Origin of the sequence: Pinibacter soli (assembly GCF_029961145.1) — a bacterium.
Lineage (GTDB): Bacteria > Bacteroidota > Bacteroidia > Chitinophagales > Chitinophagaceae > Pinibacter > Pinibacter soli.
Genome location: NZ_JASBRG010000001.1, coordinates 644,838 through 657,851 on the forward strand (window position 1 = coordinate 644,838; position 13,014 = coordinate 657,851).

The 13,014-nt window shown below is 35.2% G+C and carries 14 protein-coding genes; all 14 read right to left on the reverse strand.

Annotated features, from left to right (window positions below):
- Positions 1-77: 77 nt before the first annotated feature.
- The 14 genes from QJ048_RS02515 to QJ048_RS02575 all read right to left on the reverse strand — a co-directional run bounded on the left by QJ048_RS02515 (position 78) and on the right by QJ048_RS02575 (position 13,008).
- Complete coding sequence (locus tag QJ048_RS02515) at positions 78-932, reverse strand: class I SAM-dependent methyltransferase (RefSeq protein ID WP_282332753.1); 855 nt, start codon at positions 930-932, stop codon at positions 78-80.
- A gap of 145 nt (positions 933-1,077) precedes the next feature.
- On the reverse strand, positions 1,078-2,349 hold the full coding sequence (locus QJ048_RS02520; protein ID WP_282332754.1) for a protoporphyrinogen/coproporphyrinogen oxidase: 1,272 nt from the start codon (positions 2,347-2,349) through the stop codon (positions 1,078-1,080).
- Between the two features lie 189 nt (positions 2,350-2,538).
- Positions 2,539-3,507 (reverse strand): glycosyltransferase family 2 protein, encoded by a 969-nt coding sequence (locus QJ048_RS02525; protein WP_282332755.1) that lies wholly within the window; start codon positions 3,505-3,507, stop codon positions 2,539-2,541.
- Positions 3,504-4,457 (reverse strand): glycosyltransferase family 2 protein, encoded by a 954-nt coding sequence (locus tag QJ048_RS02530; RefSeq protein WP_282332756.1) that lies wholly within the window; start codon positions 4,455-4,457, stop codon positions 3,504-3,506. The genes QJ048_RS02525 and QJ048_RS02530 overlap by 4 nt, the downstream gene beginning before the upstream one ends.
- A gap of 155 nt (positions 4,458-4,612) precedes the next feature.
- Positions 4,613-5,638 (reverse strand): glycosyltransferase family 61 protein, encoded by a 1,026-nt coding sequence (locus QJ048_RS02535; RefSeq protein WP_282332757.1) that lies wholly within the window; start codon positions 5,636-5,638, stop codon positions 4,613-4,615.
- Positions 5,639-5,973: 335 nt separating this feature from the next.
- Positions 5,974-6,936 carry a glycosyltransferase family 2 protein gene (locus QJ048_RS02540; protein ID WP_282332758.1) on the reverse strand — a complete coding sequence of 321 codons (963 nt, stop codon included), beginning with the start codon at positions 6,934-6,936 and terminating at the stop codon, positions 5,974-5,976.
- 3 nt (positions 6,937-6,939) lie between these two features.
- A complete protein-coding gene (locus QJ048_RS23415; RefSeq protein ID WP_425607782.1) occupies positions 6,940-7,176 on the reverse strand; it encodes a glycoside hydrolase family 99-like domain-containing protein in 237 nt (78 codons plus the stop codon).
- Positions 7,103-7,318: a hypothetical protein gene (locus QJ048_RS02545; protein ID WP_282332759.1), complete on the reverse strand. Its 216-nt coding sequence runs from the start codon at positions 7,316-7,318 to the stop codon at positions 7,103-7,105. Before QJ048_RS02545 ends, QJ048_RS23415 begins: the two co-directional genes overlap by 74 nt.
- Before the next feature lie 24 nt (positions 7,319-7,342).
- Positions 7,343-8,335: a hypothetical protein gene (locus QJ048_RS02550; protein ID WP_282332760.1), complete on the reverse strand. Its 993-nt coding sequence runs from the start codon at positions 8,333-8,335 to the stop codon at positions 7,343-7,345.
- 52 nt (positions 8,336-8,387) lie between these two features.
- The gene (locus QJ048_RS02555; RefSeq protein ID WP_282332761.1) at positions 8,388-8,999 is read right to left on the reverse strand and encodes an acyltransferase; all 612 of its coding nucleotides are present in this window, start codon (positions 8,997-8,999) and stop codon (positions 8,388-8,390) included.
- Between the two features lie 86 nt (positions 9,000-9,085).
- Positions 9,086-10,624, reverse strand: coding sequence for a glycosyltransferase family protein (locus QJ048_RS02560; protein WP_282332762.1), 1,539 nt, complete (start codon positions 10,622-10,624; stop codon positions 9,086-9,088).
- Between the two features lie 5 nt (positions 10,625-10,629).
- The gene (locus QJ048_RS02565) at positions 10,630-11,730 is read right to left on the reverse strand and encodes a DegT/DnrJ/EryC1/StrS family aminotransferase (protein WP_282332763.1); all 1,101 of its coding nucleotides are present in this window, start codon (positions 11,728-11,730) and stop codon (positions 10,630-10,632) included.
- 10 nt (positions 11,731-11,740) lie between these two features.
- Positions 11,741-11,977 carry an acyl carrier protein gene (locus QJ048_RS02570; protein ID WP_282332764.1) on the reverse strand — a complete coding sequence of 79 codons (237 nt, stop codon included), beginning with the start codon at positions 11,975-11,977 and terminating at the stop codon, positions 11,741-11,743.
- 17 nt (positions 11,978-11,994) lie between these two features.
- On the reverse strand, positions 11,995-13,008 hold the full coding sequence (locus tag QJ048_RS02575) for a ketoacyl-ACP synthase III (RefSeq protein ID WP_282332765.1): 1,014 nt from the start codon (positions 13,006-13,008) through the stop codon (positions 11,995-11,997).
- Positions 13,009-13,014: the final 6 nt, after the last annotated feature.

The following is a 13,014-nucleotide window of genomic DNA, read 5'->3' on the forward strand; positions in this document are numbered from 1 at the left end:
ACAATCCGGATTCGAATACTTCATCCTTTTCTGCAACGAACAACCAACAATCTCATAGTGATAATGCAACTGCAGCATTATCCATTTTTTTGCAACCAAATGCTACCCCCTCCTCCAAAACCGGAGATAGACACCGAAGGTTTGTTTGCCCAATAACTGTTCATCAACAATATGCTATAGGCATTATTATACATTAGAAAAGCTCGTAACAAATAGGCTTCATTCCAGTACATACCTTTTTTTATCCATTCTTCCGGATATTCAAAAGGATATGTAATATCATGAAAATGAACCAGTACCCCTTTTTTTAGTAAAGGAATAATATTGAAAAGTATATGATTAAGATCCGAGCCTACCTTAGAAACATGGCTTGAATCTATAAAAAGAATATCGTTAGCCTGAAGGCTTGAAAATATTTCAAGAGGGACTTCCTGCACCATTTTTTCTATGAGCGTAATGTTGGCAGGTCGGCTACCTCCTTTTCCGATCAGGCTATTTAAACGATCCGGAAAAGGCTCAATAAAATTCATGTTTATAGCTCCATTAAAAAAACGGTCATTCACATCCATCATCAAGGCAGATGAAAATCCAGACCCTATCTCAACGATCTTTTTTGGAGAAAATTTTCGCATGATGCCATACAATACGTAAGCATCCGAATAATTAAAATAATTATTATTACTAAAATATCGATGGCGGCCATCGGTATCTACCGGCCAGTCAAAACCCTCATAAAAAGAAGCTAGCGTTTCTAAAAGCTCTTGTTGCTCCTTTAGATTCAAGTCGATGCCTGCAGGGGTTGCTGATGTAAAAATTCGTTCGCTGTTATTCGTTACTTCTTTTAGATTAGGGATAGTACTGTAAAAATGCCCGGGCTTATAAAGGCCTTTGTACAATTGCCACCTTACTATATCTTTTATTTTCTTTATCATTATATTTTTTTAAATATTATAGTTTCTCTTGGTAATAAAACAGGAAAGGATGATGAACCTAATCTTTTCAAGAATTAAATACTAAGTTGGTTAATGACAGTAGTATGCAAGAATATTTTTTTTCAACGAATTATTAATATATAATCTACTTATTCTTACCTAAAATAACATCATTCAATGCAAACGCCGCTTCAACAGCCTTGTCCATATTATAATATTCCCACTCGGCAAAACGGCCAAGCAGGTAAATACCTTCTGCTGCCAATACTTTTTTTGCAGCAGCTATTTCAGGTCTTGTGCGATGGTCCTGTATCACATAAGAATTAGGTTCATAGTTATGCGCAAGCGGACTAAGATGACCAGGCAACTGGCCAATTACAGCACACATTTCCTCGTAATCAACCTTACCGGAAAACTCTACCACGCAGGTTTTACGTTGACTGCCCCTGTTATTGGTATCACTAAAGTTGCCGGTATAAATAATACGGTGTGCTTTAATGGACGGATCGGGCAGGTATAACCATGAAATATCATTGTCATCGGTTTCGCAAAACAAGTTAGAAGTACCATTAGATCGCAACTGTTCAATATAAGACACATCAACAATACCCGATTGCACCAATAGTTGTTTGCCGCTTAATGGCAACTGCCTGATATCGCCACAATAAACAATTTTATCAAATCCACTTTCCCCTGCAATTATATAACTGCCATCGGCTTGTTTTTTCCAATCATTGACAGCACACCCGGTTCTAATATCCAAGCCCTCACTCAACCGATCAACTATAAACTGCGAGCCATTTTCTTTAGGATAATAAAAATGCGCATGCACCATGGCACTTTCTTCTTCACGCACAATATTCGATTGCATTACCTCCGTAAGATTGGGCATCGGCAATTTTCCTTCCAGCCATTCCATCGCCACTTTACTCAGATCGGCCCGCCATATTTTTTCGTTATAAGGACCAAAATAATATTCGTATAAAGTAGCGCCGAAGGTCGATTGCAAAAACTCACCAAAGTCGCCATATTCAAATGGCGATGCTTTGCGTGAAGGCTGCAATGCAATCAGCTCAGTAATAATTTTCTTCGCCACTGTTGGCGGCAACTGGTACAAATAGTTTTCAATAGGATAACCAATAAACTGCCCTTCCATCCATATCTTGGCCTTACGCTTTGCTTGTATAAATTCATTTTCTTTATCAAAAAAAGACCAAAACCAATCCAGCACTTGTTGATTACGTGAGTTAAAAACATGCCCCCCTACTTTATGAAACAGGCAATCCTGCACACGTTCACATTGTATCAGCCCTCCCTTGGTAGCCCTTTTTTCAAATAGCACCACTTCATGGCTGCCCTTCAACATATTGGCCATACTAATACCTGAAATACCTGTGCCTATAATTGCAATTTTCATACTATACTATTACTGTCTTGATTCTATCGATTATTTTGTAGAAGCGTGGCATTTTATTGTACAAACATTAGCGCAACTATTAACCTTCCATTGTGCTGTGTCCGACTTTTGCGGATCACTAAGGAGTATTTTTGCATATGAATTATATAATAATTACCGAATCTTATTAAAACAATATTTACGGCTTATTTAAATCATTTTCAAATAGGTTTCTAATTGCTTTTTATTACTACAAACCCCATGCATTGGTTGCCAGCTTGTTTTGGTTTTCAGCCGTCCATATTTATGTTGAATACGTAAATATTGCCATATTACAAATTGCGTTTTACCAAATAATTGTGCCAATTCATTTTTAAATTCTTTATCACTGGTAACTCTGGCTAGTTGATAAAACTTATTTCTAAATAAAACTTTATCGAAGAATGAGAATTGAGAAGATGAACGAATATCGCTTGTGTATATTTCTTTTAAAACTTCAAATTTTTCTTTATCACGCAACCTTTCCGTAAGATTACTTCCTGTTGATTGGCTTTCATGTACTCTATATAAAAATGCACACTCATTTGTGTGAGCAGGAAAAGGTTCTATCATTGCTATTCTCCACAAATAGGCCCAATCTTCACTAGTTATCATTTTTTCCGGCCAAAGCCCCACACTCGCAATAAAGTCTTTTGTAAAAAGCATCCCTGGAATGGTGATGAAAAGCCCTTTAATCATCCAGTAAGTTAACGGCTTATGAATTGGAAACGAATTGTAGTTAAGAATAGCTCCATCTTGGGGTTCCCATTTATTATTATCTATTTTTTTTGCATAAAAATAGGGGCTGGTTACATAGCCTTTTCTGCTTTCCAATAATTTTTTCGCCTGAACTTCCAGCATGTTTTTTGTCATCAGGTCATCAGAGTCGAAAAATTTAATAAAATCTCCTGACGCTTTTTTTAAACCTGTATTCCTTGCAGCTCCGGGTCCACGGCCTTCATTTTGCAACAAGGTTACCTTATCTCCATAAGAATGTATAACGGTATTCAATTCATCTTCAGAACCATCATCTACCACAATCACTTCAAAGGGTAATAACGTTTGATTAAAAATGCAATCAAGTGTTTCCCCTATTAAATTGGCCCTGTTTTTAATGGGAATAATGAGGGAAATTTTCATTCAAAATATAATTTAAACCCGTTTGTTAAATATTGTACCCCTCTTTTCATCGTGCTTTTTTTAAAAGAAAGAAAATAATAAAAGCTGCTCGACAAAAAATAACTCAATGCATAAAATCGTCCTCTTTCTTTTGCATACATGGCGAATTCATTAGGCAAAAAATATTTCATCACCTTAGCTTCAGCCTTGTCTTGTGAGCTGGCTCCTATAAGATGCATTATTTTAGCAGCAGGATAATACCAAATTTTATAGCCGTGCTTCCTTAAAATATAACACCATTGCTTATCCTCTCCATACATAAAAAAATCTGCAGGTAGTAAGCAATCAGGAAAAATGGAGAGGACTGTGCGGGGGAAAAGAAAAAAAGTGCCCCATATCCATTCCGTTTCATGTTCTTCCTCAAGGTTTAGCTGCATAAATGCATACTTTGGAATAAATCTTTGCAACCGAAGGGCCCTGGCTACATTTTTGGAAATTGTTTCAAATTCATTACTGGCAGCTTGCAAACTACCATCCTTACTACACAATTGACAACTTAATGCTCCAATGCCTGCATCTTTTTGTATTCTTTCAAAGGCTATATCAATAGCGTTATTGATTAGTACAGTATCGCTATTTAATAAAAGAACGTATTTACCAGTAGACGCACGAATACCTAAATTATTTCCGCCGGCAAAGCCTAAATTCTTACTGCTCCTAATAAGTAAGATTTCTGGGAATTTTTCCTTAAAAATATTTGCATCACATTCAGAAGAAGCATTGTCAACCAATATAATTTCGTAAGGGATTGCAGTTTTTTCGATAATTGATTTTATACAATTACAGGTTAGTTCGAATGTGTTATAGTTGATAATGATAATTGAAACCATACGTTCTGACAATGGAGTGGCGTTTTTTCTTATAATTGGTTGGATCGCCTGTTTAGAATTGGAATAGCGAAAATTCTTCAATTTCAATGCCTTTTCTCAATAAAATGCCACAAAAGAAAAGCAAGTAGGTAACAAGCCCAAAATAGACAACAGACTAATGAAATATGCTGAAAAGCCAGCCGGCAACAAGTAAATTACGATGAGTTGTATAATTTAATTTCGAAGAAACGTTTTGCTTAATTTACTTCCGTCTCAAATTTCTCAATTTCAATTTTAAACTTTTTAGGGTCTATATACACATCGTTAAAATTTGAAACTTCATTAATTGCATCAGCCTCACAGTATTCCCAACGAAGATCAAATATATTTGCCAAACTAAAAAAGCACATTGGGCAGGATTTTAGATCTTTGTTCCTGATTTCCATAATTCTCCCTCCCTTCTTCATGAACATACAATTTGTATGGCCTGCTCCATGAATTGCAATTAACGATCTAGTTTCGGAAAAAAGTTTTATTTGCTCCCCTATTGACAACCCTTCTGTGTAAATTATCTCGTATTTATAATCTAACAAAATTTTTACTATCTCTTCCTCATTTACAAGTTTTCTATATCGCGCTTTCGAACGCGAGATATATATTTTTCTTGTGGCAGGTGCCGCTTGGCTTATATTTAAAGATTGAAACAATCTCTCCCGAAGCTGCTGCTGAAGCAAAGGATTAATATCTCCCCTCAATCCTTCATTTTCAACTATACTTACACTTTTAAACCGATTACTTTTTGTTTGATCAATCCAATTAACCTGAAGCTTCAATAGCTCTATGGATTCTTTAATAAAGCCAAACTGTTTCAGTTCATTAGGAAGTATAATAAACGCCTCCGGGTGGCTATTGGCTAATATAAATAAACGAGGGAGCGTTTCTGCCAACCAATGATAATAATTATCGCTCCAAACAGTATGTGCCCAGATAGCATCATAGTTGTGAAATTCACAAGTAACAAAAAACCTACTTTTTGCGTATAAATATATTTTATTGAATAGAGAAAGTTTTCGATCATCCATCAAAGATGCTATACCTGTTTGTATGTATCTACCTCCAACAAACAAATGGTTAGTGGAAGTAATTAATGCATTTGTATACTTCTTTATTCTTTGAGCAGGAAGAGGTTGTGAAAAAAGTTTTGCAATTTCACCAATATTTAGATGTCTTTGGTTTGGGTAATAAATTGGACTTAACTCTAAATTTCTAATTGACTGCTCCATTTACAATACTATATTAATCGTTTAGTGAAATCGGACGCATAGATTTTCTATGATGCGTATCTGACGTGCTTTACATGAAAATATTTTTGCACCTACTTTCTGTCATTTTTTCTTTTGGTCATAAAATCTTCAACATTTAATCTCATCTAAGCCTTATTAACAGGACGTTTCTTGCCAATTACCTGGTTATTTGACAAATAGGCATTATGGAAACTGATCACACAAACTTGGGGAAATATTTCATCTTTACCCATGCTCAACATTTATCCTTGCGAAGTCACTCTGTCAACCATGGGGTAACAGAACCAAAGACAACAATTTAAATAAATTGATATTTATAAATAATCGTCAGGGTTAAGCACTCGTCCTTTTTTGGAAAGGAAAAAATGTAGCTTTCCTAAAACTGAAAAGTATTCTCTTATTTTTAAAGGATTTGATGATTTTATGACCACTGACTGAGGAACAAGAAGTATCCACCAACGGTATATTGTTTTGAGTTCTTTTCGGAACAAGCTTTTTTTGCTGAAATTGAAACTCTTTTCTCCAAGTAAAAAAGCATTTCTTGAAGTATAATAATCCTTTATATAAGTAAGATATTTCGATTGTTTAAAAGAGTCGGAGGCATAATGCCGAACAACAGATTGCTGTACAATAAATGCCTTGATTTTATACTTAGTAAGAAGCCTGAAACAATATTCCGTTTCTTCATGATACATAAAAAAATCCTTATCCATAAATCCCACTTCTTTAATAATATTCATTGGAATAAGCATACTGTGTCCATATATAGTTGAAACCCAGTATGTCGAAGGCTGCACCAGACGATCAAGGCATTTTTTACTCCAATAATTATCTAAACGGTCAGGAATTGCAAAGTCAGATATTTCTTGTGATCCGCCCCATTCAATTTCATTGTTCGCATTAACACTTATACTCCCATAAATTGCATCTCCGTGTTCTTTATAGGCTGCTATCAGGGAGCTAAGAGTAGCTTTAGTAATTTCAAGGTCATTGTTTAATACCCATAACAGATCGAAGTCGTCATGGATATATTTTTCTACTGCTTTGTTATGTCCTTCAGAAAATCCTAAATTATCTGCTGTACTAATAATTTCAATACCCGGAAAGGAATATGCTATTTGATCAATCGAGTCGTTCTTTGAACCATTGTCCACTACCACTAGCTTATATGAGTCTGCAGGATAATTAATGTCCTCAATTATTGATCTGATACAACGTACAGTTGCAACATAATTATTCCAGTTTAGTATAGAAATCAGAATTTTAGGATAACTCATAATCTATATTTTCGATGATATATCATCATATTCATGTTCTCCAATAATAAATCGAACTTGTTCTAAATACGAATGGCCCCATTTTATACAAGGTTCTAAGTGACTTCCTTCTGCCCATTCATTCCAGGCATTTATAAAAAGGAGGTTTTCTTCTCTTGGATATCGCTTAAAAGTTGTCAGTATTTGCTTCAGCAACTGCCAAATATTTCGGGAGTTGGATCTTTGAAAACAAAAAACCATTCTTTCTTCTGCTTGAATTATCCCATACCGGACAAATAGAATGATACAACTTATATCCGTCATTATTTCTATCTTCTTCTAAAACTTTCCCTATGCGTTCTTCACAAAAAACCATTACTCCTGCTGATACGCCTTGCATCATTTCAATTTCTTTTTTCCTCAGACGTTAATCTTTCCAAGACCCTTTCCGTTCTAAATTCAATACTCTTTTTAATCTCGTTTGCAAAGTTCTTATAACTTTTTTTTTGAAGGATGGTTGCTGCAAACACCGATCAGTGGAGTACTTGCACTGAATGTCTTTAAATAAAAAATAATCTGCAGCTTTTAGTTCATCATTGTAAACGTTATGAATATCGGCTAAGTCTGGCCTATTCCTTAATGAAAATCGCCAGTAACCTTTGAACGAAAGTTCAATATTGTCGACTTTAAAGGAGCTAAAATGATAAAAAAACAATTTATCAGAATTATTTACATAGTTTACTCCGTTTTTATTTGAAAGAAACCTCTCATGCAAATTCCAGGAAGCCATGTTATATCCGGGATTCCTGACAATGTAAACAGCTTTAAAAAAAATTGGAGCCAAATTGATAGGAAGCTGATCTACAAATATTCCATTAAGAACATCCTTAAACCCTTTTTTATAGGTATGATCTTTCCACCAACTTAAAAACGCCAACGTTTCTGCAGAATCCTTTATCGCTGCGAAACCTAGGTTATAAATGCCATAGTTCAGAAACAAATTTTCAGAAGGAGCAGAATTATCGAAAGGTATTGGGGTCAAAACGTGAGGGGTAAGCAAAATGTTATTCTCATTCAACAATAACTCTAATTCAACCAGCGAAGAATATATTTTAATATCAGGATCAAAATATACTAGTTTCTTAGCATTTCTTTCTCTGATTAAATATTGAAACACTTTGGGTTTTACACAGGTGTTTAACTCAATGATATTATATTTAATTGCAAGTTCTGTTATATCTGGTTCAATTTCGCTGATTGCAATTATTTCGTGATCAATCTTAGAATAATCAATTTTATCAGTTTTTTCATCAACCAGGACTATAAGAAATTTATATGACGGGTTATGCTTTTTTAAGGAGTTACCCAACACAGTGGCTTGCGCAAGATAGTTGTTAGAACAAATAGTAAAAACAAGCATAGAAAAAACAAATTATGAATACGTCTATTGCCAGCCAATAAGGCTTTTTGATTTAAATTACGTTTAGTTTCCGTATTTCTTTGGCAGGAATTCCTCCGACAATTGAGTAAGGAGCGACATCTTTTGACACAACAGCGTTTGCCGCAACAATAGCCCCTTCACCTATTGTTACTCCGTTTAAAATGCAGGCTCCTTCACAAATCCAAACATTGTCACCAATTATTACAGGGCCCTTCGAGGTCAAAGGTCTTTTTGCAGGCGTAACATTTTTTTCGATTGTATGAGTATTGCCATGTTCATGATCGGTTATCAAAACCCTACTTCCTATCATAACATTGTTTCCAATTACTACTTTATCAATACACCCTATATGGCAATCTGTGTTGATGCTAACATTGCTGCCGATTATTATTTCCGGACTGAACTTATTGTCAAAATATTGATCCACAGCTTCTATTCTCAAATTATATAATGCAAAAAAATTATTGCCGATAGTTATGCAATGAGGGTTTTTGATGTATGGACGGGGACCTATATATATGGTACTTCCTACATTTTTAAATCTCTTCAAAAGCGCAGAAGATTCACGATGTTGCATTTCATCCAGTAACCTTTTGATAAACTTATCAATGCCAAGCTTGAATAAAACCTTTGTAATAAACATACGAATAATCCTATTGATTTTGATGTAATATTGACAGCGCAGCTTTCATTGTGGTTGAAAAAATTCTTATCAGATTGCTAATCCTATCAACCAGCTCTATTATTTCCTACTCGTAAAAACCGACTGCCTAATAAGGTCTTTAAAGCATTCTTTGCTTTGAATTTAAAATCGTGGTATAGAACTCCAAATAAAATCCTCTTGTTCGTTTTAGCTATATTAACATAACCAAACCCGCGTGCCGACTTGTACAAATCAGCAGGCTTTATTTTATTAAAACTAAGATGCGTTTCGAATAAATAGTTAACATCCATGGAAAATGAAGTATTCACTTTTGCACTTTGCAAGTCATCATTCAACAAACGCTCAATTTCCCTTGTAAAATTCTGCCTATTACTAATTGCAAAAGATAATTTTTTTGAGTACCTATCTTTGGCATTTATGTCAACAATTAACTTAGTGGCACCTTTTAAAAACTCATTTTCATTCTCGAACCCATATGCATCATCTTTACTTATATCAATTATATTGTGTAAATGAGTGTGCAATAACTTTTCATCGTACAAACTTAGTATTGGTTTATTAGCCGCAGCTGCATATAAAATCATATTTCCTCCACCATAGGGGTATGTATTTATATACAAATCAATATTGCAAAAAACCTGATATATATCTGGTCTATTACCTAATAAGATAAATCGATCTGATAAATTATTCTGGCATATAAAATCTTTTATGCGTGTGTCATCTCCTACACAAGCAAATAGAAATACAAAATTTGCGTGCTTTCCGAGAAGAGTTTTTATAAGATTTAGAAATGTATTTTTCTCGTCAATTATTTTATAACTATGACCTCCACTGAAACCAATTACCTTGTCGGGAGATCTTTCAACAGGCAAGCCATTAAAAACCATATTCTTTATCAATGGATAGGGTTGTATCTTAAATATCTTGTCTTGTTGAATTTTTCTGTATTTAAAAGCAACATCAGCGCCAAAATCTCTAAAAGTTAATAACTTATCAGTAATGCACTTTCCTAACCAAAAAGCATGATCTGTAAAATCAATTTGATATTTAGTAATATTAGGAAATTGAATAAATAACAACAGAGCCATCACATCCCAAGGGCTTATATGCAAAAAAATTTTGGACGGATTGAAATCCTTTACCTCTTTATATAGTAACTGTAAATTTTTTAAATGTCCATTAGCGCTATTTACAATCAAAAGCCTGGTGTTAGGATGTTTTTCAATTTCAGATAAAATATCTTTTGAATTATCTAAGCCGTTATTGTTCGATCTTATGAATAAAATTTCATAACCCAAATCCCAAAGCGCGTATAAATATTGTTGGGTAAAGCCTCGTAAATCGTAAGCAAAGGAATCATAAAACACAACTTTATTCGAATCCTTATTTGTTGCAACGACCGGTTGTAATAATATATTGGAAATATCTTTCAGTATATTTTCAATATGATCATCAGAAAACTTTTCTAAATAATTATAGTTGTATGCCTTAAATGCCAAGCTTTCTATACAATTAAGTGCGAAATCATAATCTCCTGATTTCACCTTTGATTTGGCAATTGCAGCTGATAATTTATGAATTCTTTTAAAGATCTTTTTCAAGATTATTACCTAAAGTTATTGAGTGCTGAAATAATTTTAGTAACATCATCTGATTCAATCGTGTTACTTATAGGCAAACTCAAAACCGAAGCATGTATCTGTTCAGTTAACGGGAATGCATGATCATCCAGTTCTTTATAGGCTTCTTGTTTATGGGGAGCTATAGGATAATGAATAACTGTTTGAACGCCACACTCCTTCAAATAACTTTGCAATTTTTCCCGGTTAGGCGTTCTTACAACAAAAAGATGCCAAACATGACTTTCACCGTTATCTACCTTTGGTAAAACAATAAAGTCATTTTTTAATTCCTTTAAATACCGGGCCGCAACATTTCTACGCTTTTCGTTGGCACTGTCAAGATCACGCAATTTAACACGCAAAAAAGCAGCTTGCATTTCATCTAACCGGCTATTAACGCCTTTATACAAGTTGTAATATTTCTGGTGAGAGCCATAGTTACGAAGAGCCTTAAGCGTATTTGCCAACTCATCATCATTGGTAGTAATGGCTCCGCCGTCGCCAAGGGCTCCCAAGTTTTTACCAGGATAAAAACTGAAGCCGCTTGCATCTCCTAAACTTCCACTCCGCTTGCCATTTTGAATGGATCCGTGTGATTGTGCAGAATCCTCAATAACCTTTAGGCCATATTTTTTTGCAACTGTATTTATAGCATCCATATTGCATAGCTGCCCATACAAATGAACAGGTAATATGGCTTTAGTTTTTGATGTGATCTTATTTTCTATTGCATTCACATCAATAAGGAAAGTGTCAATATCAGGCTCAACTAATACCGGAACAAGACCCGCTCTGGAAATTGCTAATATGCTGGCGATATAAGTGTTAGCAGGCACAATTACTTCATCACCACCATTCATTATCCCCAACTCTTTATATCCTTCGATTATTAATATCAATGCATCAAGGCCATTGGCAACACTTATGCAATGCTTCGTTCCGCAATAAGCAGCAAACTCTTGTTCAAAAGCATTAACCTGCTGCCCAAGTATATACCAGCCCGATGCTATTACTTCTTCATACACCTTTTTAAATTCTCTCTCATAAGGTGCATTCACAGCTTTCAAATCTAAAAAAGGGATCATCTGGGTGGTTTTATGTTGTTTTTTTTGCCTGAATTAATTTGAATATATCATTAACGGTTTTGGCACCATATAATTCTGCGCCACTTACATTTACATTGTATTTTGAATCAAGCATGGAAATTATAACAAGTGCCTGCAATGAGCCCCATTCATCTATGCTTTCCAGCTCGGTTTCCGGTTTAATTGATCCAGCTGTAACTTCTTCGAACTCCGCTTCAAAATCCTGTACAAATTTTTGTAGTTCCATGATGGTATATTTAGTTGTTATAATTCAATGATAGCACCTCCCCATGAATAGCCGACACCAAAGCCGGCAATTAATACCTTGCTTCCTTTTGGGGCCCTTCCGGTTTTGATCGCTTCACTCAATGCAATAGGAATAGTGGAAGAAACTGTATTGCCACAGTTTTCGAGAAACACAAAAAATTTTTCCTTTGGAATAGCAATTTTTTTACGCAGTGCTTCCAGCATGTAGGTATTGGCCTGGTGAAATACAACCAGGTCGATATCATCAATTGTAGTGCCCGCTTTTTGCAACACTGCGGTTATCAATTTAGGTACAGAAGCCAATGTAAATACAAAAATCTCGGCTCCATTCATGTATAAAGCATCTTCTGTACGCAAATTTCCTAACTCATCGTACTTAGCAGTAGCAGTTTCAGTGGTACGAGCATACCGCATACCTCCTGTCTTTACTACGAGGTTTTGTGCCCCAGAACCGTCTGTGCCATATACAAGTGCTTTTATGCTATTCTTTCTATCATTGTCGCCGGAAATAAGAGTGGCCGCAGCAGCATCCCCAAATATGGTCCGTACACTTTTATCCTGCGGATAAATGAACTTGCTGTACGTTTCCGAAGTTAAAAGCAATACATTGTTTGCCTGTTCCGTTTCAACCAGTCCTTTAGCAAGCCCCAGCCCGTATACATAACCTGAACATCCTAAATTAAAATCAAGTGCACCTGCGGTTGTAGGAATGCCAAGCCTGTCCTGTATAAGGCAAGCAGTAGTAGGCAAATAATAATCAGGGCTTTGAGTGCACAACAGAATAAAATCGATATCTGAGGGAGAAATATTATTTTCTTCGAAAAGTTTCTGAGCGGCTTTTACAGCCATGTCTGAAGAAAATTCATCTATTGCTGAAATGGGACGCTGGGAAATACCGGTCTTTTCAGCAATTTTAGTTATAGACCATTCAGGAAACTGGCTGTTGATGTCTTCATTAGTCAGTTTATTTTCAGGTAAATAATAGCTAATTGCTTTTATATAGGCACTCATGGTAAA

What these genes read in the sequence shown, in the direction of transcription:
- QJ048_RS02515 (WP_282332753.1), bottom strand. Translation starts at nt 932, where the DNA reads ATGATAAAGAAAATAAAAGATATAGTAAGGTGGCAATTGTACAAAGGC.
- QJ048_RS02520 (WP_282332754.1), bottom strand. Translation starts at nt 2,349, where the DNA reads ATGAAAATTGCAATTATAGGCACAGGTATTTCAGGTATTAGTATGGCC.
- QJ048_RS02525 (WP_282332755.1), bottom strand. Translation starts at nt 3,507, where the DNA reads ATGAAAATTTCCCTCATTATTCCCATTAAAAACAGGGCCAATTTAATA.
- QJ048_RS02535 (WP_282332757.1), bottom strand. Translation starts at nt 5,638, where the DNA reads ATGGAGCAGTCAATTAGAAATTTAGAGTTAAGTCCAATTTATTACCCA.
- QJ048_RS02540 (WP_282332758.1), bottom strand. Translation starts at nt 6,936, where the DNA reads ATGAGTTATCCTAAAATTCTGATTTCTATACTAAACTGGAATAATTAT.
- QJ048_RS23415 (WP_425607782.1), bottom strand. Translation starts at nt 7,176, where the DNA reads ATGGTTTTTTGTTTTCAAAGATCCAACTCCCGAAATATTTGGCAGTTG.
- QJ048_RS02545 (WP_282332759.1), bottom strand. Translation starts at nt 7,318, where the DNA reads ATGATGCAAGGCGTATCAGCAGGAGTAATGGTTTTTTGTGAAGAACGC.
- QJ048_RS02550 (WP_282332760.1), bottom strand. Translation starts at nt 8,335, where the DNA reads ATGCTTGTTTTTACTATTTGTTCTAACAACTATCTTGCGCAAGCCACT.
- QJ048_RS02555 (WP_282332761.1), bottom strand. Translation starts at nt 8,999, where the DNA reads ATGTTTATTACAAAGGTTTTATTCAAGCTTGGCATTGATAAGTTTATC.
- QJ048_RS02565 (WP_282332763.1), bottom strand. Translation starts at nt 11,730, where the DNA reads ATGATCCCTTTTTTAGATTTGAAAGCTGTGAATGCACCTTATGAGAGA.
- QJ048_RS02570 (WP_282332764.1), bottom strand. Translation starts at nt 11,977, where the DNA reads ATGGAACTACAAAAATTTGTACAGGATTTTGAAGCGGAGTTCGAAGAA.
- QJ048_RS02575 (WP_282332765.1), bottom strand. Translation starts at nt 13,008, where the DNA reads ATGAGTGCCTATATAAAAGCAATTAGCTATTATTTACCTGAAAATAAA.